We start from the raw sequence: 25,850 nt of genomic DNA on the forward strand, positions 1-25,850 counted from the left end.
GATGGCGGTGCTCATGAACGACGTGACTGAAACGGCAGATATCCCAAAGGCGCGCTCGCCCCTGCGTGCTATCGCGGGGCCGCTCCTCATCATCGCCGCAGCAATTGCCGGTTATTATCTCTTCCCTGACAATCTGGCGCTTCTGACCCGCATCATCGCCATTGCGCTTTTGGTGCTGTCGATCGATCTTGTCACCGGCTATTGCGGCGTTGCAACGCTTGGCCATGCCGCACTCTTCGGCGCCGGTGCCTATGCCGCCGGCATCGCCGCCGCACATTTCGAGATCACCGATCCGCTGCTGATGACCGTCATCGGCGCGGCAGCGGGCGGCGTGGCCGGGCTGCTTTCCGGCACGGTGCTGCTGCGCGCCCACGGTCTGCCGCAACTGGTGCTTTCCATCGCCGTCGTTCACCTGTTCCACGAGGCGGCCAACAAGGCGTCGGGCTGGACCGGCGGCAGCGACGGGCTATCAGGCGTTTCCCCAGACGCCCTGTTCGGCACCTTCGAATTCGATCTTTTCGGCCGCACCGCCTATGTTTACGGCGTCTGTCTGCTGCTCCTCGTCTTCCTCGCCCTCAGGGTCGTGGTGCACTCGCCCTTCGGCATGCTATGCCGCGGCGTCAAGCAGGACAGCATCCGCATTCAGGCCATGGGCGGCGCTGTCAACGGCACGATTTTGAAGATGTTCGTGATATCGGGCGTCGTCGCCGGCATTGGCGGCGCACTGAATGCCATTTCCACCCAGGTCGTCGGCCTCGACAGCCTCAGCTTCACGCTTTCGGCCGAAGCGCTGGTCATGCTGGTGCTCGGCGGCGCGGGTTCGCTTTACGGCGCGCTGATCGGCACCGTCACCTTCATGTGGTTCGAAGATGTCGTTTCCGCCGCCAATCCGTTCCACTGGCTCACCATTGTCGGTCTACTGCTGATTGCCGTCGTGCTCTTCGCACCACGCGGGCTTTACGGCGCGGGTGAACAGATCATCGCCCGCCTGCGGGGAGGTCGCACATGAGCGCCATTTTCGAAGTCTCCGGCCTGCAGAAGAATTTCGGCGGCCTCGTCGTCACCAACAACGTTTCGCTGTCGCTCTCGCCGGGAGACCGCACGGTGCTGATCGGCCCGAATGGCGCCGGCAAGACCACCTTCGTCAATCTCGTCACCGGCAATATCAAGCCTTCGGCCGGCACGGTGCGCATCGCCGGTGAGGACGTGACGGGCCTCAGCGCCAGCCAGCGGGTGAAGCGCGGCCTTGTGCGCTCCTTCCAGGTCACCCGGCTGTTTCAGGATATGACGCCGGAAGAACATGTGGCGCTGGCCATTCTCCAGCGCGAAGGCAAAACCGGCCGGATTTTCGGCCGTTATCGCGCCATGCCCTCGGTCATGAGCGAAGCCCACGATATTCTCGGTACGCTCGGCCTTCTGCCGCTTGCCGAAACAAGGGTGCGCGAAATCGCCTATGGTCAGCAGCGGCTGATCGAGATCGCGCTTGCCATGGCGCTTCGCCCGAAAATCCTGCTGCTCGACGAACCGGCTGCCGGCGTACCTTCCACGGAAACGGCGCGCATTGAACAGGCGCTCGACAGGCTCCCCGCCGACCTCGCCATATTGATGATCGAGCACGACATGGATCTGGTTTTCCGTTTCGCCAAACGCGTCGTGGTTCTGGCGGCCGGCGCCGTCATCTTCGACGGCTCGCCTGAAGACGTCACCAGCAATGCGGAAGTCCGCCAAGCTTATCTGGGAAGTTACGCCGATGCCCGCAGCGCCGCTTGAAATCGCCAATCTGACCGCCGGTTATGGCCCGACAAGGGTCATTGAGGGCCTGTCGCTTTCCGTGCCATCGGGCTCGCGTTTTGCCGTGCTCGGCCGCAACGGCGTCGGCAAGACCAGCCTCTTCGCCACGCTGGCCGGCCAGACGAAACGCTTTGCCGGCGATATCCGTATCGGCGGGCAGGACATCGCCGCCCTGCCGAGTGCTGCCCGCGCCAAAGCCGGCCTTGGTTATGTGCCGCAAACGCGGGATGTTTTCCCGACGCTGACCGTCGAGGAAAACCTCTTCGTCGGCCTCAAGACCCGGCCGAAATCGGCCATCGAAGAAGCCTACACCCTGTTTCCGCGCCTCAAAGAGCGCCGCCGCAATCTCGGCTCGCAACTTTCCGGGGGCGAACAGCAAATGCTCTCCACGGCCCGCACCATTCTCGGCCAGCCGCGCGTGCTGCTGCTTGACGAACCGCTTGAAGGCCTCGCCCCGGTCATCTGCGAAGAACTGATGGCCGCCTTCTCCAAGCTCGCCCAATCCGGCGAAATGACCATTCTTCTCATCGAACAGCGCATCCAGATGGCCATAGACTTCGCCGACCACGCCATCATCATGGAACGCGGCCGCATCGTCTGGGAAGGACCGTCGAGCGAGCTTTCTGAGAACCCTGGTATTATCGATACGCATCTCGGGGTTGGCGGGCTGCACTAAGCCCCCTCACCCTCATTCGTCGGCTTCCAAAAAACTCAATGGAATAAAAATTCCATTGGGGCTAAAGTGCACACGATTTCAGTCTGCACAAAGGAACGACAATGACGGCAATCGAGGCGCCAGATTCGGTGAAGGCTTTTGAGGAGCGGTTGCTCCAAGTGGCGGAGGGCCTGCCGAAGCGGTTGCGGCAATGCGCCGACTATGTCGCCTCCAATCAGGATCGCATCGCCGTTTCCACCGTCGCCGAAATGGCGGATGGCGCCGGCGTGCAGCCCTCGGCCTTCATGCGTTTCTGTCAGATCATGGGCTTTTCCGGCTTTTCGGAAATGCAGCGTCTGTTTCGTGATTCCTATGTCGGCGGCTGGCCGGATTATGCCACGCGACTCGACCACCTGCGTGAAAAGGGCGACGAGAGCGCCTCCGGTCTGCTGGCGGAATTCGTTGAAGCCGGCCGTTCTTCGCTCGAAATGCTGCTAAAATCGGTCGATACGAAGCAGCTTGACGAGGCGGTTTCAGCGCTCTCCAAGGCGCGGACCGTGCACATCATGGGCCTGCGCCGCTCATTCCCCATCGCCAGCTATCTGGCCTATGCCTTCGAGAAGATGAAGGTGCCGGCGGTGCTGCACAGCGCCGTTGGCGGGCTCAGCAATATCAGCGCCATCTCCCGCGACGACGCGTTGATCGCCATCACCTTCTCCCCCTATTCCACAGAGACGCTGGAACTGGCGGAAAACGCCCGCGCCAACGGTATTCCGGTCGTGGCGCTCTCCGATTCCGCCGTCAATCCGCTCCGAAAATCCGGCGCAACGCTGCTGACCGTCACCGAGATCGATTTCGGCGCATTCCGCTCGCTTTCGGCCACGCTCTGTCTCGCCATCACGCTGGCAGTTGCTGTGGGAACACGCAAGACGGCCTGAATATTTTTATTGAAAATGGAAAAAATAGAATTTATGATCCAAATCCATGAAACGGACATTCCACGACTGTCCGTCTCGTGACGGGACAAGTGAGCGGAGGAGGCTCACCGGAGCGGGATGGCAATGGCCGGCGGCATGGTTGCCTGATCCGCTCGACACACATGAGGCAGACCGCGCCAGCGTGCGGTGCTAAGGAGGAACCTTTTGAAAAAACTTGATCTTATCACGATCGGACGCTCGTCTGTCGACCTTTACGGTTCGCAGGTCGGCGGCCGTCTGGAGGACATGGCCTCCTTTGCCAAATATATTGGCGGCTCGCCCACCAATATCGCAGCCGGCGCTGCGCGCCTTGGATTGAACAGCGCCGTCATCACCCGTGTGGGTGACGAGCATATGGGCCGTTTCATCCGCGAACAGCTGGTGCGTGAAGGTGTGGACGTGCGCGGCGTGAAGACCGACCCGGAGCGGCTGACCGCGCTGGTGCTGCTCGGCATTCGCGACCAGAACCAGTTCCCGCTGATTTTCTATCGCGAAAACTGTGCCGACATGGCGCTCAGCGAAGAAGACATCGATCCCGCCTTCATCGCCGACGCCGGCTGCATCTGCGCCACCGGCACGCATCTGTCGCATCCGAAAACGGAAGCGGCCGTGCTGAAGGCGCTGAAACTCGCCCGTGAAAACGGTGCGAAGACCGCGCTCGATATCGATTACCGCCCCAATCTTTGGGGTGTGGCCGGCCATGGCGACGGTGAGAGCCGCTTCGTGGAATCGCAGAAGGTCACCGCCAAGCTGCAATCCACCCTGCATCTCTTCGATCTGATCGTCGGCACGGAAGAGGAATTCCACATTGCCGGCGGCTCCACCGATACGCTGGCGGCGTTGAAGGCCGTGCGCAAGGTTTCCAATGCGACGCTGGTGTGCAAGCGCGGGCCGATGGGTGCTTCGGTTTTCGCCGGCGATATTCCTGCCAGCCTTGATGATGGCGAGACTGGCGAAGGTTTCCCGATCGAGGTCTTCAACGTTCTCGGCGCCGGTGACGGCTTCATGGCCGGGCTGTTCCGCGGCTGGCTGCGCGGCGAGGACTGGCCGACGACTCTGAAATACGCCAATGCCTGCGGCGCTTTCGCCGTCTCCCGCCATGGCTGCACACCCGCCTATCCGAGCTGGGAAGAGCTGCAATATTTCTTCAAGGCAGGCATTCGCAACAAGGCGCTGCGCAAGGACGAGGCGCTGGAGCAGGTGCACTGGTCCACCAACCGCAAGGGTGAATGGGAGACGATGCGCGTCTTCGCCTTTGATCACCGCATGCAGCTGGAAGCCATCGCCGATGAGCTTGGCGTCAAGCACGAGCAGATCGGCGCTTTCAAGAAGCTCTGCCTTCAGGCTGCGCAGCAAGTTGCCGGTGGTGAGGCGGGATACGGCATTCTCTGCGATGGCCGCCTTGGCCGCGATGCGCTCTTTGCCGCCAGCGGTTCTGGCCTCTGGATTGGCCGCCCTGTGGAATGGCCGGGCTCGCGCCCGCTGACGCTGGAACCCGATCTCGGCAAGGATTTCGGCGGCCTGTCGGAATGGCCGCTCGAAAATGTCGTCAAGGTTCTCTGCTTCTATCACCCCGATGACACCGAAGAGATGCGCGCTGCGCAGGAAGAGACCGTGATGCGCCTGTTCGAGGCGGCACGGCGCAACCGGCTGGAAATGCTGCTGGAGGTCATTCCCTCCAAGGTCGGCCCGACCGACGATTTGACCGCCGCCCGCATCATCGAGCGTTTTTACGAGATTGGCGTTTACCCCGACTGGTGGAAGCTGGAGCCGATGAAGACCCGCGCCGCGTGGAAGAATGCCTGCGACGCCGTGCATCGTAACGATCCTTATGTGCGAGGCATCGTCGTTCTCGGTCTCGACGCCCCGCAAAGCGAGCTGGAGGAAAGCTTCCGCCTTGCGGCCGGTTTCGATCTGGTCAAAGGTTTCGCCGTTGGCCGCACGATCTTTGCGGACGCCGCCCGTGGCTGGCTTTCTGGCAAGACAACCGACGAGGAAGCGGTGAAGGATATGACGCAGCGTTACACCAGCCTGTGCCGTATTTGGGATGAGGCGCGCGCCAAAAAGGGAGAGGCAGCGTGAAAACAATCAGATTGACGGCTGCGCAGGCCATGGTTCGTTACCTGGCAGCGCAGATGAACGAGCATGGCGAAACCTATATTGCCGGCATGTGGGCCATTTTCGGTCATGGCAATGTCGCCGGCATCGGCGAAGCGCTTTATGGTATCCGCGACGAACTGCCGACCTATCGAGGCCAGAACGAGCAATCCATGGCCCACGCGGCCATTGCCTATTCAAAGCAACTGCGCCGCCGCCGCGCCATGGCGGTCACCTCCTCCATCGGCCCGGGTGCTGCAAACATGGTGACGGCGGCAGCCCTTGCCCATGTCAACCGCCTGCCAGTGCTGTTGATCCCCGGCGATGTCTTCGCCAATCGCGGCCCCGATCCCGTGCTGCAGCAGCTCGAAGATTTCGGCGATGGCACCATGACGGTGAATGACTGCTTCCGCCCGGTCAGCCGGTATTTCGACCGCATCATGCGGCCGGAGCAGTTGCTGACGGCGCTCCCCCGCGCCATGCGCACCATGACGGACCCGGCCGATTGCGGCCCCGTCACGCTCGCCTTCTGCCAGGATGTGCAGGCGGAAGCCTATGATTACCCCGAGAGTTTCTTCGAAAAGCGGGTCTGGCGCCAACGTCGTCCCGAGCCGGATGTCGTGGAATTCGAAGAGGCGGTCGCTACGCTCAAGGCAGCGAAGAACCCTATTATCGTCGCCGGCGGCGGCGTGCATTTTGCCGGCGCAACCGAGACGCTGAAGCGCTTTGCCGAAACCCACTCCATTCCCGTCGTCGAAACGCAGGCCGGCAAATCGGCGCTCGCATGGGATCATGATCTGAATTTCGGTCCCGTCGGCGTTACCGGTGCGGAAAGCGCCAATATCATCAGCGAAAAGGCCGATCTGGTCTTCGGCGTCGGCACCCGTTTTCAGGATTTCACCACGGGTTCCTGGGCGCTGTTCAAGAACCCGAACCGCAAGATCCTGGCGCTCAATGTCCAGCCATATGACAGCGCCAAGCATGATGCCATCAGCCTGACGGCGGATGCGAAGATCGGGCTTGAGAAACTCTCCGCAGCGCTTGGTAGCCACCGTTTTGCGGCACCGGATGCCGGTCTCAAGGCTGCATGGTTCGAAAAGGCCGATGCCGACACGGCGGCACCGGGCGAGGACAACGCCAACAGCCTGCCCACCGACATGCAGGTCATCGGCGCCGTGCAGCGCCAGTCGCGCGACAATACCGTCGTCATGTGCGCGGCGGGCACCATGCCGGGCGAGCTTCACCAGCTGTGGAAATCCAAGCTGCCCCTCTCCTATCACATGGAATACGGCTTCTCCTGCATGGGTTATGAAGTGGCCGGCGGTCTCGGCATCAAGATGGCGGAACCGGACCGGGACGTGATCGTCATGGTCGGCGACGGCTCCTACATGATGATGAATTCCGAGCTTGCCACATCGGTTGCCATGGGCGTCAAGATCACCCTCGTCATCACCGACAACAGGGGCTATGGCTGTATCAACCGCCTGCAGATGGAAACCGGCGGCGCGGAGTTCAACAATCTCTACGCCCATACCAACGTCAACCCGATCGCCATCGATTTCGTGGCCCATGCCGGTTCGATGGGCGCGGATGCGCGCAAGGTTTCCACCATAACCGAGCTGGAAGAGGCGCTCGCCGCCGCCCGCGCTTCCAGCCGCACCACCGTCATCGTCATCGATACCGACCCCTATCCGACCCCGCAGGCCGGTGGTCACTGGTGGGATGTCGCGGTGCCTGAAGTTTCCGACCGCGCCGAAATCGGCCCGGCCCGCGCCCGTTATGAAAACCATGTCAAGGAAAGACAGTAAGATGATCCGTTACGGCACCAACCCGATTGCCTGGTCCAACGACGACGACCGCACGCTCGGCGCGCATATCAGCTTGGAGCAATGCCTCGATGAAACCGCGAAGATCGGTTTCGACGGTATCGAGAAGGGGCACAAATTCCCGACGGAGCCGGAAGGCCTGAAAGGCGTGCTTTCGCCGCGCGGCCTCTCCTTCGTCTCCGGCTGGCATTCGCTGAACCTTCTGACTGACGACATCGAATCCGAGAAGAAGGCCATGCAGCCGGCGCTTGATCTCTTGAAGGCCATGGGCTCGAAGGTCATCATCGTCTGCGAGACCTCCAATGCCATTCACGGCGCTGATGACACAGCGCTGGTTGACCGTCCGCGCCTTGCGGCCGAGGACTGGGCGAAATTCGGCGCAGGTGTCGAGGCTCTTGCCGCCTTTGCCGCCGAGCAGGGCATCACCCTCGTTTATCACCACCACATGGGAACGGTGGTCGAGAGCGAAGACGAGATCGACCTCTTGATGAAGCATACCGGCCCGAAGACGCATCTGCTACTCGATACCGGCCATTGCCTGTTCGGCGGCGGCGATCCCGTGCGCGTCGCGCAGAAATATATGGGCCGCGTCGGCCATATCCATGCCAAGAACGTGCGTCCGGTCATTGCCGATCAGGTTCGGGGCGAGCGGCTCTCCTTCCTCGAAGGCGTTCGCCGCGGCGTGTTCACCGTGCCGGGCGACAGCGAAGGCGGCGTGAACTTCCCGCCCGTGCTGAAGGTGGCGGCCGAGCATGGCTATAACGGCTGGCTGGTGATCGAGGCGGAACAGGACCCTGACGTACGCAACCCGTTCGAATATCAGAGCCTTGGGCTGAAATCCCTGAAGGCTTTTGCGCGCGAGGCGGGGCTGGACAAGGCTGAGGCTGCTTGAACGGAATTGACGAACGGGCGCGGCCTTCCCCGCGCCCGTCGTACTGGCCTTGAGCCGGTATCCAGCCAGCCCCCGTCATTGGGCTGAAAAGACTCTCCCCGCCGCGCGGACGCGCGTCGGCTGACCCCCGGCTCAAGGCCGGGGTGACGAGACGGCAATAACCGACGAACGACTGACCAAAAAGGAACACCACCATGACCTCACTTCTGCGCAAGCCGGTCGCGACCAGCGGCAAGGTGCACGATATCACGCCCCAAAGCGCGGATTGGGGTTATGTCGGTTTCGGCCTTTACCGCCTGAAGCCGGGCGAAACCGCCGCTGAGAACACCGGCGATACCGAAGTCATCCTCGTGCTCGTCGAAGGCAAGGCGACGGTTTCCGCCGGGGGCAAGGACTTCGGCGAACTCGGCGACCGCTTGAACGTGTTCGAACGCAAGCCGCCGCATTGCGTTTATGTTCCGGCCGGCTCCGAATGGTCGCTGACGGCCACGAGTGACTGCACCGTCGGCGTCTGCACCGCACCCGGCGAAAAAGGCAGCCGCGAGGCGCAGCAGATCGGCCCGGCCGGCGTGCAGCTGACGGAACGCGGCAAGGGCGCCAATACGCGTTATATCTTCCCCATCGCCATGGAAGAGCGCGACGTGGCCGACAGCCTGCTGGTAACGGAAGTCTTCACGCCATCGGGCAACTGGTCGTCCTATCCGCCGCACCGGCATGACGAGGATAATTATCCTGACATGACCTATCTGGAAGAGACCTATTATCATCGCCTCAACCCGGCGCAGGGTTTCGGTTTCCAGCGCGTCTTCACCGAAGATGGCTCGCTTGATGAGACCATGGCCGTGTCTGACGGCGATGTCGTGCTGGTGCCCAAGGGCCACCACCCCTGTGGCGCGCCCTATGGTTACGAGATGTATTATCTGAACGTGATGGCGGGGCCGATGCGCAAATGGCGCTTCAAGAATCATCCCGATCACGACTGGATTTTCAAGCGCGACAATCCCTGACAGTTATATTTCACTTTAAAAATTTGGGAGGAGAGACCATGGCCGCTCTTGGCGTGGGCCTTATCGGCACGGGTTACATGGGTAAATGCCACGCGCTCGCGTGGAACAACGTCACGAGTGTCTTCGGCGACGTGGAACGCCCCCGCCTCGTGACGCTGGCGGAAGTCAACCCGGAGCTGGCGGCGAAGAAAGCCGCTGAGTTCGGTTTTGCCCGCTCGACAGGCAACTGGCGCGACCTGCTGGCCGATCCCGAGATCGACGTGATCTCGGTCACCACACCCAACGCCTTCCACCCGGAAATGGCGATTGCCGCCCTTGAGGTCGGCAAGCATGTCTGGTGCGAAAAACCGATGGCGCCCGCCTTTGCAGATGCGGTGAAGATGCGCGATGCCGCCCGCCGGTCCGGCAAGGCGGCGGCGATGGGTTACAACTACATTCAGAACCCCGTCATCCGCCATATCCGCCGTCTGATCGACGAAGGCGCGATCGGCAATGTCTATCACGTCCGCGCCGAAATGGACGAGGACTTCATGGCCGACGCTACCCAGCCCTTCTACTGGAAGAGCGAGGCTTCTTCCGGTTATGGCGCGCTGGATGATTTTGCCGTGCACCCGCTGTCATTGCTCTACGCCCTGTTCGGCCACGCGCAAAGCGCCATCACCGACATGGTCAAACCTTATGAGACCCGTCCGCTTGCCGGCGGCGGCGAACGCGCTGTCGAGACGCATGATCTAGCCAGCGTTCTCCTGAAGCTCGAAGGCGGCATTTCCGCCGTGCTCATCGCCAACCGCTCCGCCTGGGGCCGCAAGGGCCGCATCGCCATCCAGATTTATGGCTCAACAGGCTCGATCCTGTTCGATCAGGAGCAGATGAACGAGTTCCAGCTCTACACCACGGACGGACGCCCGGAAGAGCAGGGTTTCAGAACCATCCTCACCGCCCCCCACCACAAGCCCTATGATCGCTTCATCCCCGCCCCCGGCCACGGCCTCGGCTTCAACGATCTGAAGGTGATCGAATGCCGGGAGCTGGTTGCGGCGATCGAGGGCAAGAAGGCCCATATCATCGATTTCGAGGAAGGGCTGAAGATCGAGCGCAGTATCCACGCCATGGCCCGATCCTTTGCCGAAGGGCGATGGGTGAGGACGGAGGAGATTGCGGAATAGGACGTCGACAAAGGGCGAAAACGTCTCTTCCGTCATGCCGGGCTTGATCCGGCATCCAGCCACGGCGCGTCTGCGCCGTGACATGAGTCTTTTATGATCAAAGACTTGATCATGCTAGACCCCGGATCAAGTCCGGGGTGACGGCGTGTGGCGGTAAGTTATTACCCCTTGACCGGCGTCTCCGGCACCGGCGTCAGCACCTTGCCATCCCTGAACCAGCCGAGAATATTATCCGCCACCAGATCGGCCATGGCGTTGCGCGTCGGGATCGAGGCGGAAGCGACATGCGGCAACAGGGAAACATTCGGCAGCGATAAAAATGCTTCCGGCACCTTCGGCTCGGCATAAAACACATCGAGACCGGCAGCACCCAACGCACCGCTCTCCAGCGCCTGCAGCAGCGCATCCTCATCGACGCTGGAGCCGCGGCCGACATTGATGAACACGCCCTGGGCCCCAAGCGCCGTCAGGATTTCGGTATTGATCGCTTTGTGGGTTTCCGGCGTGCCGGGCACGATGCAGATCAGAATATCGACGGCCTGCGCCATCTCCTTCAGCGAGCCGTAATAGGTGTAGGAGAGCTCATCGCGCTTGCTGCGGGTGTGGTAACCGATCTCAACCTTGAAGGGCTCGAGCCGCTTGGCGATTTCCTGGCCGATGCGGCCCATGCCGAAGAGACCAACCTTGCGGCCGCGCAGCGAAAACGGCGACAGCGCGAACGGGCCTTCGCCAACCCATTTGCCATCGCGCAACCACGTTTCGGCCTGATAGAGCCGGCGCACGGTGTTGATCAAAAGCGCAATCGTGGTATCGGCCACCTCGTCGTTCAGCACATCAGGCGTATTCGTCACCACGATGTTGCGCGTAGCGGCATGTCTGGCGTCAACGCCGTCATAACCCACGCCGAAATTGGCGATGATCTCGAGCTTCGGCAGCGCATCGATCCATTTGGCGTTGACGACGCCGGAAACGGCGATGGCATTGACGCGCTCCGCCGCACCATCAGGCAGAACCGGCTCGGCACCGGCAGGCACGGCCACTATCTCAACCTTGCCTTCGAGGCGCTCGAGAACGCGCGGGTTTATCTTGCCGGGAACGAGAACAACGGCCTTTTTGTCAGACATGAGCGGATATTCCTCCTGATAACATTCCAATAGCCGGAGCGGGTTTCAGGCGAACCTTTCGCCATCCCACTCCCCTGGGCGGGGATCTTTTCAAACAACGGCGGCCGTGAAAAGGGCAATAAGGGGATGCTATGGGGGCAGACGGAAGTTTCATGCCGATTTTTTTGCGCCCCATTTCCGTCATGCCGGACTGGATCCGGCATCCAGCCAGCCCAAGTCCTGGGGCTGAGAGAGTCTTTTTCACCGCGTGGACACGCGGTGGCTGGATTCCGGCTCAAGGCCGGAATGACGGAAGAAGGAAACGTCGCGAACAACCAGAAACATGCAGCCTGCCGCATCCATGCTCCCGGGCGATGTACTCAAACCCGCGGCCGCACCGGCCCGGTCGATTGCCGGATACGCATTTCCGGCTTGATGAGGTGAATGCCGTCAGGCTCATGGCTGCCCGCCAGCCTGTCCAGCAGCGCGCGGGCCGCGAGACGCCCCACCTCGGCCTGACCGTTGGAAACCGTGGTCAGAGCCGGCGTGGCAATCGCCGCCTCTTCCAGATCGTCGTAGCCGGTGACGGAAATATCCACACCCGGCACCAGGCCAGCGCGGGAAATGCCGTTCATGAGACCGATGGCGACGAGATCGTTCCAGCAGACGGCGGCAGTCGGCTTCTGCGGCAGTGAGAGGAAATGCACGGCGGCCTCGAAACCGCCCTGCTTGGAACGGGGGCCAGGAATGCGCAGGTTCGGATCCACTTCGATGCCGGCCTTGCGCAGCGCGTTGACATAACCCTGGTAACGGTCGCGCCCCGTCGAGGTCTGGTCGGTGCCACCAACCATGGCGATGGTGCGGTGGCCGAGGCTGATCAGATGGTTGGTGGCAAGCGAAATGCCGTAGCTGTCGTCACCGCGATAGGTCGGCATGTCGACGCCGTCCATGGAGCGGGCCACGAGGATGGCGGGCATGCCGTTTTCTTCGGCCAGCGTCATATCTTCGATCGGCGTGCCGATCGCCGGCGACATGATGATTCCATCAGAGCCGAGCTGCAGCAGCGTTTCGATGAAGGTGCGCTGTTTTTCCACCGAATCATAGTGGTTGGAAAGAATGAAGGTCTGGCGGCTGCGGTCCAGCTCGCTTTCAATGGCTTTCAGGATTTCGCCGTAAAAGGGGTTCATCACATCGTGGAACACCACGCCGACAATGCCGGAGCGCGAAGTGCGCAGGCTGGCGGCGCGGCGGTTGTAGATATAACCCAGCGCCCGCGCCTGTTCCTTGATCTTGTCGCGTGTATCGGAAGCAACCAGCGGACTGTCGCGCAATGCCAGCGAAATGGTGGCGGTCGAAAGACCAAGACTTTCGGCAATCGTCGACAGTTTAACCTTTTGTGCCATGGCATTCCTCCCCAAACGCATGTCAGCGACGGATGTCCCTGTTTAAATCGCAATTAAACAATTTAAACAAAATCCGCAACCTGTTTAAGGAATATCCATAAAAACAGAGGGCACGTTTAAAAATTTCAACAAATTATTGAAGATTGGCGTCGATTGCCTTGAGAAGTTTAACAACGTTGCGAATATCCTTGGCCGAAAGCCCCTCTATGGCGCGCGCTCCGCAATCCGCTATTGATGTGTTGATGTGCTCGACGCTCTTCAGGCCTGTTTCCGTCAGCTTCACGAGCGTCACACGGCCATCTTCGTCGTCGCCGCTGCGTTCCACGAAACCTTGGGCCTCCATGCGGCCGATGGTGCGCGTCATGGTTGGCGCCTTGACGCCGAGTTTCTGGGCGATCTGCCCCGGCGTCAGGCTGCCTTCCTGCGCCAGCGCCAGGATGACGCCGTCTTGGCCCGCATAAAGCCCGCTTTCGGAAAGGCTGTGGCTCAGCGCCGTGCGCATGGAGCGGGCGGCTTGGGTGATGGATTGCGCCAGTTCCTCCGGGTTGAAATTCTCATCCCTTTTTTTGACGTCCTTTACCTTCTTGCTGCCCTTTTCCTTCTTGGCGCTTTTGTCCTTATGCCCGGATTTGTCCTTGCTCATATGCGAGTGCCTTTTACCCTGTGGCGGAACCGATATATGTTGCTGGAAATCCTTACCGAATGCACGCGCGGACTGCCAGATGCCAAACTCATACACGCATTATCACGACGAAAACGTAACAGACCCTCATCTTCACGCAACAGGTGCAATTTCTGTCCTGCCGCTCGGAGCGCAAGAACAGCATGGCCCTCACCTGCCCTTCGAGACCGATACGCTGATTGCGGCGGGCATCGTCTCGCGCCTCGCCGCCGTTTTGCCGGCGCATCTGCCGGTCTCCTTCCTGCCGGTGGAGCCCGTCGGTTATTCAATCGAGCACATGGATGTTCCCGGCACGAAGACCCTGCGTTATGACGAGGCCATCGAGCGCTGGCTCGGCATTGCGAAGGCGGAATATGAAAAAGGCGTGCGCAAATTCGTGATGCTGAACGCCCATGGCGGCAATTCACCGCTGATGACCATCGTCGCCACCGAGGCCCGCGCCCGCTTCGGCATGCTGGCGGTCGCCACCAGCTGGACCCGTTTCGGCATGCCGGCCGATATCGTGAGGTCGGAGGACAAGGCGGTCGATATCCATGGCGGCGATATCGAAACCTCCGTCATGCTGGCGCTTCATCCCGAATTTGTGGCGATGGAAAAGGCCGCGAATTTCCCCTCGCGCCAGAGCGATTTCGCGCAGCGCTTCAGCCATCTGCGCGCCTATGGCCCCCACGCCTTCGGCTGGCTGATGAGCGATCTCAACCCTGACGGCGTTGCCGGAAACGCCGCCGCCGCCTCTGCGGAAAAGGGCGAAAGGCTCATTTCCCACGCGGTCAACGGCCTTGTCGAACTGCTTGAAGATGTCCACGCTTTTGACATAACGTTATTTCATAACAAAATTTGAGCCACTTGGCCGGATTCGGCCAAAATCTCTTTGAACTGCCCTGATATCGCGCCTATATGGACGACGACACTTCTCCTTAAGGCCGCAACCGGCCTTGCTCCACACGAGGTTTCCATGACCGAAACAGCAACAGCCAAGCCCATTCCAGTCACCGTCCTGACGGGATATCTCGGCGCCGGCAAGACGACGCTTCTCAACCGCATTCTCTCCGAGAACCACGGCAAGAAATACGCTGTCATCGTCAATGAATTCGGCGAGATCGGCATCGACAACGATCTGATCGTCGAATCCGATGAGGAAATCTACGAAATGAACAATGGTTGCGTGTGCTGCACGGTGCGCGGTGACCTTATCCGCGTCGTGGAAGGCTTGATGCGCCGTCCCGGCCGTTTCGACGGCATTATCGTCGAGACGACAGGCCTTGCCGACCCGGTGCCCGTCGCCCAGACCTTCTTCATGGATGACGATGTGCGTGCCAAGACCGAGCTTGATGCCGTCGTTGCCCTCGTCGATGCCAAGCACCTGCCGCTGCGCCTGAAGGACAGCCGCGAGGCCGAAGACCAGATCGCCTTTGCCGATGTCGTCGTCGTCAACAAGACCGACCTCGTTTCGCCTGAGGAAGTGGCCCGCATCGAAGATATCGTGCGCGCCATCAATCCTTCAGCCCGCATCTACAAGACCACCCGTTCCGGCGTCGATCTGGCACGGGTTCTCGATCAGGGCGCCTTCAATCTGGAACGTGCGCTCGAAAACGACCCGCATTTCCTCGAGCACGGCCATGAAGATCATGCCTGCGGCCCCGATTGCGACCATCATCACCACGATCACGGCCATGACCACCATCATCATGATCACGATCACGGGCATCATCACCACCATCATGATCATGGCCACGATCACCACCATGGCGCGGTCTCCCCGATCCATGACGTCACTGTGCAATCTGTTTCGCTGCGCGGCGGCGAGATGAACCCCGAGCGGTTCTTCCCTTGGATCCAGAAGGTCACCCAGACCGACGGCCCGAACATTCTGCGCCTCAAGGGCATCATCGCCTTCAAGGGCGATGCGGAACGTTACGTGGTGCAGGGCGTGCACATGATCATCGAGGGCGATCACCAGCGCCCCTGGAAGGAAGACGAAAAGCGCGAAAGCCGCCTCGTCTTCATCGGCCGCGAACTGGACCGCGAGAAGCTGGAAAAGAGCTTCAACGCCTGCCTCGCGACGGCCTGATCCTCGTCCCTCCATCACCCCGGTCTTGAGCCGGGGTGATGCTGCGGCGCATCCGTATCGTGAGCGATAAGCATTTTCCAATCAATGGCTTGATCGTTCCAGCTTCTGGCTAATCGCCGGAATGACGGATAAGACTTACGACTCGACGGGCGCAAACAATCCTCATAGAACTATGGCGACCGCCGGGCCGGCGCGTCGTCGTCCCATCAGACACACATACGAAAGACCGATGCCCCATGCCGACTGTTGCCCCGCTTGATATCGAAGGCCATGTGGTCTCGACCCATTTTCTCGGTGACATTCCGCTGTTTGCCACCGCTGCCGGCACCATTCATCGGCTGGATGGCGGCGAGAAGGTGACTGAGGCGCATGACGGGCTTTTGACCTGCGTGCGTGACCCCTATAGCGCCACGCTGCTTTCCGGCGGCGAAGACGGGCGCGTTCTGCGCATCGGCCATGATGGCAGCATCAGCGAAATCGCCAATGTGCCGCGCAAATGGGTGAGCGTGGTTGCCGGCGGGCCGCAGAAGGCGGTTGCTTATGGCGTCGGCAAGTCCAGCTTCGTGCGGCTTTCTGACGGCACGGTCAAGGAATTCAAGGAAGAGCGCACAGTGGAGGCGATCGCCTTTGCGCCGAAGGGCCTGCGCATTGCCGTTGCCCGTTATAACGGCGTGACACTCCACTGGGTGGCAACCGCGGGCGATCCCGTCGATCTCGAATGGAAGGGTGCGCATAACGGCGTCACCTTCTCGCCCGACGGCAAGTTCCTGGTCACCACCATGCAGGAAAACGCCCTGCATGGCTGGAAGATGGAAGCCACCAAAGGCGGCATGGAAGCGCGCCACATGCGCATGACGGGTTATCCCGCCAAGGTCAAATCCGTGTCCTGGTCGGCAAAGGGCAAATGGCTCGCCTCTTCGGGCGCGCCGGCCGCCATCGTCTGGCCGTTCTCCGGCAAGGATGGCCCGATGGGCAAGGCCCCGGAAGAACTCGGCAGCCGCGCCAACATCATGGCCACCAATGTCGCCTTCCACCCCGTTGAAGACGTGCTCGCCATCGGCTTCATCGACGGCATGATCCTCGGCGTGCGGCTCGCGGACGGCAAGGAAGCCCTGCTGCGCCGCCCCGGCAAGGGCGCGATCACAGCCATGGACTGGAGCGCCACCGGCAATCTGCTCGCCTTTGCCTCGGAAGCGGGCGATTGCGGGATTATTGATATTTCGGCCTGAAGGCCGCGATAACCCTCATTCCTGTCCTCAATACAGGAATGAGGTTGTGCGGGCTGAAGGCCAGATGAATCCACCTCACTTCCGCCGGAATACCCTATTCCGCCACCTGCCGCCGCGTCAAAAAGAGCAGTAGCAGCGCCGCACCGGCGCCGGCGGAAGCCAGCCGGATCGAGGTGCCGAAGCTTGCATATTGCGATACGAACCCCATCAGCGGCACGGCAAAAAGTGCCGCAAGAAAGATCGAATTCATGTAGAGCGCCGTCGCCCGCGCAGTGCGTCCTCGGGCAAAGCCCTGCACGAAGGTGAGGCAGGTGCCGGCGAAAAGGCCGTAATAGGCCCCTTCGATCGCAGCACCGACCAGCATGGCCGGCAGAGTTTTTACCGAAGCAATGATGTTGAAGGCGATGATCGCCGTCACCGCCGCACCGCTCAGAAGCAGCCGTGCGCTGACCCGGCGCATGATGCGCGGTGCAAGCAGGATAAGCAGGACTTCCATGGCGCATTTGACGCTGAGCGACAGGCCCGGCGCATAATCCGGCAGGCCCACCTCACGCACCAGAAACACCGGTAAAGCCGAGGCGCACAGCGCATGGGCAAAGGACATGCAGAAACTCGCCGCCGCCGCCATCAGCAGCGGCAGGTTGGGCGCGCCCTCTCCAGTCCCTTCATTGCGCCGCTCCATCGGGCAGGTCTGGCTGCGCGGCACGATGGCCAGCGCGAGCGCGCCCCAGATGGCCGCCATCAGCATCGCATTCACGAATACGGCCTTTGCGCCGGCAAAATCGACGATCAGAAAGGCGGCGGCCGGCAACAGCATCCATGCCAGCGACACCATCATTCTGAGGAAAGCATTATAAGCGATGGTATCGAGCGCCTCGACCCGTCCGTGATAACGCCCATAACTGAAGACAAGCGTTGTGGCCGCGTTGGAAAGCCCCATACCCGTCGCGGTTACCGCCACCAGCAGCGCCAGATGCCCGAAACTGGCGGCAGCCGCTGCCACAAAGGCCCCGGCGACGGACAGCAGCAGCAACGGCCTAACCCGCACACCGGCATCCACCCGCTCGCCATAGATGCGGCTGGCGATGATCGAGGCGAGCGCCGCCGTCACGCTATAAAGACCGAGCGTAGCCGGCGGATGGCCAAGCACCTGTATGATGTAGAAACCGATAAACGGCACAATGGCGGCATTGGTGCTGCCGGCGATGAAAACCAGCAGCGCGATCAAATAGGCCTGACGATCAAAAGCGCCCGGCGACGTGCTTTTCTGTAGCATGGGAATCGACTGGAGACTGGGCAGCGGGAGTGGATTGGAGCCACCATCACATCAAAAGGGTGTGCTGTTCAAGCCCAGCCGGAAGGCGTTGTGTGTTTTCGTTCCCTGCGAAGCAGGGTCGCGCACCTGTGCTGCGCACCCCACCCATCGCAGAAGGTCTCCGTTCCTCGAAAAACTATTGTCTTGGCCGTTCAAAAATACCAGCCCGGGAATAGCCTCTTTACCGGGCTGGTTGTTATCCATATTGATGCCAGAGCCTCGCAGACGCCGGGGAGGTCCTGCCCGTAATCTGCAATGACGAACAGCTGATCAGAACTTCACGCCAAGGCCGACGTTGACAACATGGTCGCTAAGACCGCCGCGGAAAGATTCGCCGGCAATTGTGTAAGTCTCTTTGCCAAAGTCGTTATAGCGATATTCCAACCGACCAAAGACATTATCGGTGAAGGCATAGTCCACACCTGCGCCAACAGTCCAGCCGTGAAGTACCCTGCTGCTTTTGCCGAATGCGTCGCTCTTCACTTCGCTATCCGTCGCCGTGTAACCACCTGCAGTGTAAATCAGGGCACGGTCGAAGGCATAGCCCGCACGCAAGCGAACCGAACCGTTTAGACCCGCGGATACTTTATCACCATCAACGGTTTTGTTGCCCCAAGCGTAACCGACATCGGCCTCACCGCCAAGAATGACGGACGGGGCTACCTCGAAGTTATAACCGGTAAAGCCTGCAAAACGCCCACCGTTGAAGTTTCCTTTAACGGTTTCGCCATCGACTGACGCCGTTACGCGCTCCCAGCCATAGCCACCCGAAACACCAGCATAAAAGCCGCCCCAGGAGAAGGCAGGTGCAACATCTTCGACGACCGGCGCAGCCGGAACATCGCTCACGGCGTCAGCGGCAACGGCTATGCTGGAAAGAACGCCGAGCGCGGCGAGGGCGAGAAATGATTGTTTCAACATAAATAGCTCCTTGAAAACCTCTTACCGCCGAAATGCGGACCGTGAACATACCCGCCACCGAAAGTACAATCGAAAATGGCGAGTCCGAGACACGCGCTAATTGAAACAATCATAAGTTAAAATCAAGTAACAAAAACGGACCAATTAAAGTATTTTTAAATAAAAATTCCATATACATCTCATATTTTCATTTATTTAAAATAAATAAATTAGTATATATAAATATAACTACAAAGATAAGCAGCATTACTTGATCGGTAAGCACACGAAACTGCTATGGGTTCGGAATGAAAATCTCCCACTCCCCGATGATACTGAACAAAAAAAGGGAGCCCAAAGGCCCCCTTTCAGTCATGCGATGCGCCGTTTGTTATTGCCGGCAGCGCCATGCGCCATACATGCGCAACTCGGGTCTTTGCCGGTCCATGTGCTGCGCGCACCGTCTGTGTCGAAAATCCCTGTCGATTTCCGAGCCATTGCTTCAGAGCGGGATGGCGAAAGCCTGGGGTTTCGCGATCCCTTTCTTCGTCCCTCAGTGCCGGCGCTTCTTGCCGCCGTCATTCTTGTTGTCGATGACATCGACGGACGTCTTGTTGCCGTTCAGCAGGCCGTTCAGGATGCCGGTCTTGTTGCCGTTCAGAATCCCGTTATTGGACAGGATACCGTTGACCCCGAGATCGATGCTCGGCGAGACGACGACAAGGGCGCCGCCCTTGTTGCTGTTACCCGACAGGATGCCACCCAGAAGACCGCCCGCATTGGCCTGACCAACGGAAGCGACAGTAAGAATAGCGGCGACACAAGCAAATTTAGCAATCATTTCTCTCTCCTCTTATGTTTGATCACGCCATCTGGCGTAACTGAACTGTATATTTAGAGGATTCTAATTCAAGCAAAGGCTAATATTACAATAAATAATTAACTTTAATACTGGTGATTTTAATAGAATTTTACATATCAAGCTTTCTCTTCCCCTGCCTCCATTTCAGCATCGATGCCCTGCAGCGGCGTTACAACAGTAAAACGGCGCAAGACACTTTATTAACCATCCAAATATAAGATATTGCTTAATTAGAGACCGGAGATGCGAATGCGGCTGGGGGGATATATCGCGCTTGTTCTCGGGCTTACCTGCGCCCCCGGTGCGCGGGCGGGTGAAAGCGCCGATGAGCATAATGTCACCTACAAGTCCGGCATCGCCTATGACAGCAATTATTTCGCCGACACCAATCGGTTGAGCGCAATTTCGCTGCGCGCCGGCCTGGGGCTCAATGGCAAGGTCGTGCTTGAGGGTGCGGAGCTGCGTTATTCGCTCGAGCATGAAGAGGTCCGCCTCCCCCGCTATAGCTTCGCCAATGAACACAACACCATCGCGGCACTGGGGCTGACGAAACGCTTTTCCGACAAGCTGGAATGGGCCGTCGAGCTGCGCGGCACCCGCAGCGATGCGGGCGATATATTCCTGCATCTGCCGGAAGAAGACATCGGTTACCGGCGGCTGGATCACAAGCTGGAAGCCTCTTCCCAGCTCGGCATCCTCGCTCTCGGCGGCAAGAACACGCTGACGGCAAGTTATGCCAGCCTGATGAAAGGCAAGGCGCGGTTCCGCCCGGCATATTTCATGCCCACCCGCTTGGAAGCGAACGAGGCGCTTTTATCGCTGAAGGCCGAACATGTGCGCCCGCTCGCCGGCGGCGAAGCCGGACTGACCATTGCCTATGACCGCATTCTCGTGCCGGAAGGCCAGCAGGAAAGATATGAGCGCTTCCCGGCCAATACGCTGCGTGGCTCGCTGGCCTATGGCTATAAGTTCTCCGAACGTTTCGCGGTTCTGGCCGAGGCGGGTCTCACCAGCATCTCCGGCGACGAGATAAGCGACAAGGTGAAACGCACCCGGCCTTATCTGCGCGCCGAAGCGGAGATGAAAGCCTCGGAACGCCTCGCCTTCGGCGTCGGTTACTCGCAGGATTATGCGCTTTTTGATCCGGACGATTCCATCGCCGAATTTCACCGCCGCTGGCAGCTCGTCATGAAAAGCAGGCTCACCGAAAAAGTGGGGCTCGATCTTGCCCTGCGGCGCGTTCAGAAAGACTGGATCTACTACAATTACGACAGCAGCGAGCGCAGGCTGGTGGCAACGCTGACCTTTGATACCGGCAAGAACAGCAAGCTCGAACTGGAATTCAATCGCCTGCTGCATGGCGAGCGCGATACCGACCTTGCTTATGACGGCTCCAGCATCACATCGCGTTTCAGCGGCACCTTCTGACATCTCTCGGGAGCCGCGCGGGATCAGGTCGAAATTCGGTCCCAATTTCTGCTAGAGTCGTGCCTTCGAGATTCGAAGGCGGGACAGACCGGATAATGAACAGACGACTATTGCTCCTTGCGGCTGGCCTGACTTCCATTCCCCTGGCCGCCTCGGCCCATCCGCACATCTTTGCGGAAGCCCGCATGGAAGTTGTCGAGGGGCCGAACGGCACCATCCAGGAAGTGCGTAATATCTGGCGTTTCGACGAGATGTTCTCGGCAAGCGTGGTGATGGACTACGACAAGAACAGCGACCTTAAGCTGGACAAGGACGAACTGGCCGAAATCGGCAATACGGTCAAGGAATCGCTTGCTGAATACTCCTATTACACCTTCATCACCGCCAACGGGAAACCGGTCGAATTTGGGAAACCTGACGCCATTCATGTGGACTATAAGGATCAGCAGATCCTGATGTTCTTCTCGGTAAAGCCGACCAAGCCTCTGGCCATCAAGGGCAAGCTCAGTTTCGGCGCCTGGGATCCGACCATGTATACGGCGATCGATTTTGCCAAGGACGGCGATATCGCGACGCAGGGCAAGGATCTGAATGCCTGCAAGCACCATATCGTGCGCCCCGATCCCGACGAGGTGATCTCGCAGAACCAGAGTTCGCTCACCGACGCCTTCTTCAACGATCCGACCGGCACCGACATGACCAAGCTCTTCGCCACCCGGCTGGAGATATCATGCTGAGCCGCAGGGCAAGCCTTGCCGCCGTCGCCATCGGCCTCATCGCGGTGGCCGACGCGGCCCATGCGCAGTCCCCGCTCGGCATCGGTTCGGCCGAACCGTCTTTTTCCGTCGGTGGACCTTTTGCACCGCTGATGCAGTGGATCAACGTGCACCAGCAGATGTTCTACCGGGCGCTGACCGGCGCGCTGAAGGCCATGCGTGAGGATGGCTGGGCGCTCGGTTCGCTGATCGGCCTCTCCTTTGCTTATGGCGTGTTCCATGCCGCTGGCCCCGGCCACGGCAAGGCGGTCATCTCGTCTTATATGATCGCCAATGAAACGCAGCTGAGACGCGGCATACTGATTTCCTTCGTTTCGGCGCTCATTCAGGGTTTGATGGCCATCGGCCTTGTGGGCGCGGCATGGCTGGTGCTGCGCGGCACCTCCATCACCATGACCAAGGCGACGCAGGCGATGGAGATCGCAAGCTTCGCCATGGTGGCGTTGTTCGGCGCCTGGCTGCTGGTGCGAAAGCTCTGGTCGCTGCGTATCCGGCGCGAACCGGTTCCCGTCTTCGCCACGGCGGGCGAGACCGCCATGGCCCGAACCACCGGCATGGGCACGGGGCTGCGTTTCCAGGGCAAACCGGTTTTCGCAGATCACGACCATAACGGCACCGGCGATCTCTGCACCGCCTGCGGAAAGTCGCACGCGCCTGACCCCATGCTGTTAAAGGGCAAAAATTTCAGCCTGCACGAGGCATGGTCGGCCATCATCGCCGTCGGGCTCAGGCCCTGCTCGGGTGCGATCATCGTCATGAGCTTTGCGCTTTTGAACGGGCTTTATCTCGGCGGCGTGCTTTCCGTGCTCGCCATGTCGCTCGGCACCGCCATCACGGTATCGGCTCTCGCCATCATGGCCGTTTCCGCCAAGGGGCTTGCCGTGCGCTTCGCCGGTCCCGGCAGCCGCAAGGCCGCCGGTATCAGCCACGCGATCGAAATCGCCGGCGCGCTTTTCGTGCTGATCATGGGGCTGTTACTGCTCGGCGCGTCGCTTCAGTTCTGAAGCATTTTAGTGCTCTACCCGTCGCGGCGGCGCTGGTAACGGGCGCGCAGCCAGAACAGCAGGAAAAAACACAGCACGGCCACCGTGCCGAAGCCGGCTGCAAGCCAGGGCGAATAATCACCCAGCCACAACATGATCTTCGGCATGACGAAGAAGACGATCCCGAAGCCGATGATGATGAGGGCGGCGGCGATGGCCGGCGACCAATCCTTCTTGCCCTTGGTCGGCTTTGCAGATGTCGGCTTCTCAGGCGCTGGCATCGGTCAGCTCCGCGCGGATATCCTCAAGCTTGCGCTTTTGGTTGCCATCGGCCGCAAAATTGTCAGGCGAAAGCCAGGCTTCGAAGGCCTTGCCGATCAGCGGCCATTCGCCGTCGATCATCGAGAACCACGCCGTATCCCGGTTTTTACCCTTCGAGACCATATGCTGGCGGAAAACGCCCTCGAAAGTGAAACCATAGCGTTTCGCGGTGATCTTGGAAGGCTCGTTTTCATTGTGGCATTTCCACTCGTAACGGCGATACCCCAGATCCTCGAACACATGTTTCGCCATCAGGTAATGCGCCTCCGTCGCGAGCGGCGAGCGCTTCATCTTCGCGCCGTGGGCAACGGAACCGACTTCGACCGCGCCATTGGCGGGATCGGGCCGCATGTAGCTCGCCATACCGACGACCTCGCCGGTGGCATTTTCGATGAAGATCAGCGTGACCCAGTTGAGCTTTTCGCCCGCACCGATCAGCCAGTCACCAAAGGCTTCGGCATCGGGAAAGGCGCTTTGCGGGAAATATTTGAGCAGCGCATTCACGCCCTCGCCGCCGAGCGCGGCCCAGAGTTTTGCGAGATGTTTTTCGCTATCGAACGGCTCGGCGGTTACATAACGGCCCTTCAGCACTACCGGCTTGGGCGCCGGACATCCTCTAAAATCATTCAGATCGCGCATTCTCTTCCCCATTTGCTGGGAGAAGGATTAGGGCAAGCGGGGCGGGATGACAACAGTGGATATGGGGCATGAAGATGGCGTCAGAGCCTGTGGCTCACCCCCCTCTGCCCTGCCGGGCATCTCCCCCTCAAGGGGGGAGATCAGCCAGCAGGTAACGCTCGCTCACTCGCAACGTTGAGGATGGCCGAGAGCACGCCTCGGGTCGATCTCCCCCCTTGAGGGGGAGATGCCCGGCAGGGCAGAGGGGGGTGAACCCCAAACTCCGACTTACACCTTCGCCGCCACCACAGTCGCCTCAATATGATCCACCAGCGCATCCGGCAGCCCCAGACGCCCGGCGAGAAGATCAAGATATCCCCGCTCCGCCCGCGTATCCGCCTCAATGGCAAGCCGCGAAGCCGTGTAAAGCTCCACCTTCTGCTCTTCCGTCCGGGCAGCGGCCACCAGCGCGTCGATGTCGAGCGGATCGGCGAGTTCCTTTTCAAGGAACCGCTCGGCTTCGCTATCGAGGCCAGAGACCTGCACCTTGTCCATGATATTGGCGCGCTCCTTTTCATCGATGTGACCGTCGGCCTTGGCGGCAGCGATCATCGCCTGGATGAGCTTCAGCGCAAAATCATTGGAAAGGGCGGGCGATTGGGGATGGAAGGCGGAATCGGTGGGCGGGGCGAGAAGCTCCGGCTCGGGTTTCGGTGCAGCGTCCGGAGCCTGGCCGGACTTGTAATTCTTGTAGGCGAGATAACCGAGGCCTGCGATGGCAGCGACACCGCCGATGGTGGCGACATTGCCGGCGAGCTTGCGGCCAGTCTTGGTGCCGAAAATGGCGGCGGCGAGCGCTCCGGCCTTCATCGGATTGTTTTTGGCGATATCGGCGGCCTGCCCGGCTCTGTCACGGACGCTTCCCGAAAGGCCCGGCACCTGCGAGCCGAGGAATTGTTCAAGAAGCTTCTTGGCGTCGAACATCAAAATCTCCTGTAAGGGTCAAATCTACAGGGGAGATAGGAAGCCGTGGGCCGAATATAAATGTCAAACCCGCTCACGCCTTCGTGAACGGGTTTGACAGGATACAAATCAGCCGCGCAGGGCAGCCGCCTCGGCGGCAAGCTTGGTGATGCCTGCCCAGTCGCCGGTCGCCACCAGTTCGCGCGGGGCAACCCAGGAGCCGCCGACGCAGACGACGTTCGGCAGCGACAGGTAGTCATTGGCATTCTTCAGCGACACGCTGCCGGTCGGGCAGAATACCGTGCCGGCAAGCGGCGAAGACAGCGCCTTGAGGTAAGGCGCGCCGCCGGCCTGTTCGGCCGGAAAGAACTTCAGCACCTTGTAGCCCTCGTCGCGCAGCGCCATGACTTCGCTGGCGGTGGCCGCACCCGGAAGCAGCGGCACCTTGGAACCGCGCGCGGCTTCCAGCACGCTTTTGTTGATGCCGGGGCTAACGATGAAGGTGGAGCCGGCTTCGGCCGCCGCTTCAAAATCCTTGGCGTTCAGGATGGTGCCGGCACCGACATGGGCGCCTTCCACTTCCGCGGCAACCGCGCGGATGGCATCGAGCGCCGCCGGTGTGCGCATGGTGATCTCGATTGCCTTCAGGCCGCCTGCGACCAAAGCGCGCGCGAGCGGCACGGCGGAAGCGGCATCATCCACGATCAGCACCGGCACGACCGGCTGCAGTTTGAGGATGGAGAGAAGTTTTTCGGAATCCTGGGCCAAGACGAGCCTCCTTGCGC

General features: G+C 60.3%; 25 protein-coding genes. 15 read left to right on the forward strand and 10 right to left on the reverse strand.

Going from position 1 to position 25,850, the window contains the following annotated elements; genetic code table 11:
- The first annotated feature begins 1 nt into the window (after position 1).
- The 9 genes from CFBP5499_RS16555 (at position 2) to CFBP5499_RS16595 (ending at position 10,411) form a co-directional block, all read left to right on the forward strand.
- On the forward strand, positions 2-1,009 hold the full coding sequence (locus CFBP5499_RS16555) for a branched-chain amino acid ABC transporter permease (protein ID WP_080829818.1): 1,008 nt from the start codon (positions 2-4) through the stop codon (positions 1,007-1,009).
- Positions 1,006-1,770, forward strand: coding sequence for an ABC transporter ATP-binding protein (locus tag CFBP5499_RS16560; protein ID WP_080829817.1), 765 nt, complete (start codon positions 1,006-1,008; stop codon positions 1,768-1,770). Before CFBP5499_RS16555 ends, CFBP5499_RS16560 begins: the two co-directional genes overlap by 4 nt.
- Positions 1,751-2,467, forward strand: coding sequence for an ABC transporter ATP-binding protein (locus CFBP5499_RS16565; protein ID WP_080829816.1), 717 nt, complete (start codon positions 1,751-1,753; stop codon positions 2,465-2,467). Before CFBP5499_RS16560 ends, CFBP5499_RS16565 begins: the two co-directional genes overlap by 20 nt.
- A 101-nt stretch (positions 2,468-2,568) precedes the next feature.
- The gene (locus CFBP5499_RS16570; protein ID WP_080829815.1) at positions 2,569-3,384 is read left to right on the forward strand and encodes a MurR/RpiR family transcriptional regulator; all 816 of its coding nucleotides are present in this window, start codon (positions 2,569-2,571) and stop codon (positions 3,382-3,384) included.
- A gap of 204 nt (positions 3,385-3,588) precedes the next feature.
- Positions 3,589-5,505 carry a bifunctional 5-dehydro-2-deoxygluconokinase/5-dehydro-2-deoxyphosphogluconate aldolase gene (locus CFBP5499_RS16575; protein WP_080829814.1) on the forward strand — a complete coding sequence of 639 codons (1,917 nt, stop codon included), beginning with the start codon at positions 3,589-3,591 and terminating at the stop codon, positions 5,503-5,505.
- Positions 5,502-7,328, forward strand: coding sequence for a 3D-(3,5/4)-trihydroxycyclohexane-1,2-dione acylhydrolase (decyclizing) (gene iolD, locus CFBP5499_RS16580; RefSeq protein WP_080829813.1), 1,827 nt, complete (start codon positions 5,502-5,504; stop codon positions 7,326-7,328). The genes CFBP5499_RS16575 and iolD overlap by 4 nt, the downstream gene beginning before the upstream one ends.
- A gap of 1 nt (position 7,329) precedes the next feature.
- Positions 7,330-8,238, forward strand: a complete 909-nt coding sequence (gene iolE / locus CFBP5499_RS16585) for a myo-inosose-2 dehydratase (protein ID WP_080829812.1) — start codon at positions 7,330-7,332, stop codon at positions 8,236-8,238.
- Between the two features lie 194 nt (positions 8,239-8,432).
- On the forward strand, positions 8,433-9,245 hold the full coding sequence (iolB, locus tag CFBP5499_RS16590) for a 5-deoxy-glucuronate isomerase (protein ID WP_080829811.1): 813 nt from the start codon (positions 8,433-8,435) through the stop codon (positions 9,243-9,245).
- Positions 9,246-9,283: 38 nt separating this feature from the next.
- Positions 9,284-10,411: a Gfo/Idh/MocA family protein gene (locus CFBP5499_RS16595; protein WP_080829810.1), complete on the forward strand. Its 1,128-nt coding sequence runs from the start codon at positions 9,284-9,286 to the stop codon at positions 10,409-10,411.
- Between the two features lie 161 nt (positions 10,412-10,572).
- Here CFBP5499_RS16595 and CFBP5499_RS16600 read toward each other — a convergent pair whose 3' ends face one another.
- From CFBP5499_RS16600 to CFBP5499_RS16615, 3 genes are all read right to left on the reverse strand, one after another.
- The gene (locus CFBP5499_RS16600; RefSeq protein ID WP_080830231.1) at positions 10,573-11,535 is read right to left on the reverse strand and encodes a 2-hydroxyacid dehydrogenase; all 963 of its coding nucleotides are present in this window, start codon (positions 11,533-11,535) and stop codon (positions 10,573-10,575) included.
- Between the two features lie 359 nt (positions 11,536-11,894).
- Entirely contained in the window at positions 11,895-12,917 is a 1,023-nt protein-coding gene (locus CFBP5499_RS16610; RefSeq protein WP_004433466.1) for a LacI family DNA-binding transcriptional regulator, read from the reverse strand.
- A 133-nt stretch (positions 12,918-13,050) separates the two neighbouring features.
- Positions 13,051-13,560: a MarR family winged helix-turn-helix transcriptional regulator gene (locus CFBP5499_RS16615; protein WP_080829809.1), complete on the reverse strand. Its 510-nt coding sequence runs from the start codon at positions 13,558-13,560 to the stop codon at positions 13,051-13,053.
- Between the two features lie 79 nt (positions 13,561-13,639).
- Between CFBP5499_RS16615 and CFBP5499_RS16620 the strand changes: the two genes are divergently transcribed.
- From CFBP5499_RS16620 to CFBP5499_RS16630, 3 genes are all read left to right on the forward strand, one after another.
- Positions 13,640-14,440 (forward strand): creatininase family protein, encoded by an 801-nt coding sequence (locus CFBP5499_RS16620; protein WP_080829808.1) that lies wholly within the window; start codon positions 13,640-13,642, stop codon positions 14,438-14,440.
- A gap of 114 nt (positions 14,441-14,554) precedes the next feature.
- The gene (locus CFBP5499_RS16625; protein WP_080829807.1) at positions 14,555-15,670 is read left to right on the forward strand and encodes a CobW family GTP-binding protein; all 1,116 of its coding nucleotides are present in this window, start codon (positions 14,555-14,557) and stop codon (positions 15,668-15,670) included.
- A gap of 236 nt (positions 15,671-15,906) precedes the next feature.
- Positions 15,907-16,899 carry a WD40 repeat domain-containing protein gene (locus CFBP5499_RS16630; protein ID WP_080829806.1) on the forward strand — a complete coding sequence of 331 codons (993 nt, stop codon included), beginning with the start codon at positions 15,907-15,909 and terminating at the stop codon, positions 16,897-16,899.
- Positions 16,900-16,993: 94 nt separating this feature from the next.
- Here CFBP5499_RS16630 and CFBP5499_RS16635 read toward each other — a convergent pair whose 3' ends face one another.
- The 3 genes from CFBP5499_RS16635 to CFBP5499_RS16645 form a co-directional block, all read right to left on the reverse strand.
- On the reverse strand, positions 16,994-18,175 hold the full coding sequence (locus CFBP5499_RS16635; RefSeq protein WP_080829805.1) for an MFS transporter: 1,182 nt from the start codon (positions 18,173-18,175) through the stop codon (positions 16,994-16,996).
- Between the two features lie 309 nt (positions 18,176-18,484).
- Complete coding sequence (locus CFBP5499_RS16640; RefSeq protein ID WP_080829804.1) at positions 18,485-19,135, reverse strand: outer membrane protein; 651 nt, start codon at positions 19,133-19,135, stop codon at positions 18,485-18,487.
- 532 nt (positions 19,136-19,667) lie between these two features.
- Positions 19,668-19,955 (reverse strand): hypothetical protein, encoded by a 288-nt coding sequence (locus CFBP5499_RS16645; protein ID WP_080829803.1) that lies wholly within the window; start codon positions 19,953-19,955, stop codon positions 19,668-19,670.
- A 270-nt stretch (positions 19,956-20,225) separates the two neighbouring features.
- Between CFBP5499_RS16645 and CFBP5499_RS16650 the strand changes: the two genes are divergently transcribed.
- The 3 genes from CFBP5499_RS16650 (at position 20,226) to CFBP5499_RS16660 (ending at position 23,184) form a co-directional block, all read left to right on the forward strand.
- On the forward strand, positions 20,226-21,404 hold the full coding sequence (locus tag CFBP5499_RS16650; protein WP_080829802.1) for a hypothetical protein: 1,179 nt from the start codon (positions 20,226-20,228) through the stop codon (positions 21,402-21,404).
- A gap of 95 nt (positions 21,405-21,499) precedes the next feature.
- Complete coding sequence (locus CFBP5499_RS16655) at positions 21,500-22,141, forward strand: DUF1007 family protein (protein WP_173990500.1); 642 nt, start codon at positions 21,500-21,502, stop codon at positions 22,139-22,141.
- Positions 22,135-23,184 (forward strand): nickel/cobalt transporter, encoded by a 1,050-nt coding sequence (locus CFBP5499_RS16660; RefSeq protein WP_080829800.1) that lies wholly within the window; start codon positions 22,135-22,137, stop codon positions 23,182-23,184. Before CFBP5499_RS16655 ends, CFBP5499_RS16660 begins: the two co-directional genes overlap by 7 nt.
- Positions 23,185-23,198: 14 nt before the next feature.
- On the opposite strand, the gene CFBP5499_RS16665 is transcribed toward CFBP5499_RS16660, so the two are convergent.
- The 4 genes from CFBP5499_RS16665 to CFBP5499_RS16680 all read right to left on the reverse strand — a co-directional run bounded on the left by CFBP5499_RS16665 (position 23,199) and on the right by CFBP5499_RS16680 (position 25,833).
- Positions 23,199-23,444 (reverse strand): hypothetical protein, encoded by a 246-nt coding sequence (locus tag CFBP5499_RS16665; RefSeq protein ID WP_080829799.1) that lies wholly within the window; start codon positions 23,442-23,444, stop codon positions 23,199-23,201.
- Positions 23,431-24,123: a GNAT family N-acetyltransferase gene (locus CFBP5499_RS16670; RefSeq protein WP_080829798.1), complete on the reverse strand. Its 693-nt coding sequence runs from the start codon at positions 24,121-24,123 to the stop codon at positions 23,431-23,433. Before CFBP5499_RS16670 ends, CFBP5499_RS16665 begins: the two co-directional genes overlap by 14 nt.
- A gap of 267 nt (positions 24,124-24,390) precedes the next feature.
- The gene (locus CFBP5499_RS16675; RefSeq protein ID WP_080829797.1) at positions 24,391-25,086 is read right to left on the reverse strand and encodes a tellurite resistance TerB family protein; all 696 of its coding nucleotides are present in this window, start codon (positions 25,084-25,086) and stop codon (positions 24,391-24,393) included.
- Positions 25,087-25,194: 108 nt separating this feature from the next.
- Complete coding sequence (locus tag CFBP5499_RS16680) at positions 25,195-25,833, reverse strand: 2-dehydro-3-deoxy-phosphogluconate aldolase (RefSeq protein ID WP_080829796.1); 639 nt, start codon at positions 25,831-25,833, stop codon at positions 25,195-25,197.
- Positions 25,834-25,850 lie beyond the last annotated feature (17 nt).

The sequence above is a fragment of the Agrobacterium tumefaciens genome (assembly GCF_005221325.1).
GTDB lineage: Bacteria > Pseudomonadota > Alphaproteobacteria > Rhizobiales > Rhizobiaceae > Agrobacterium.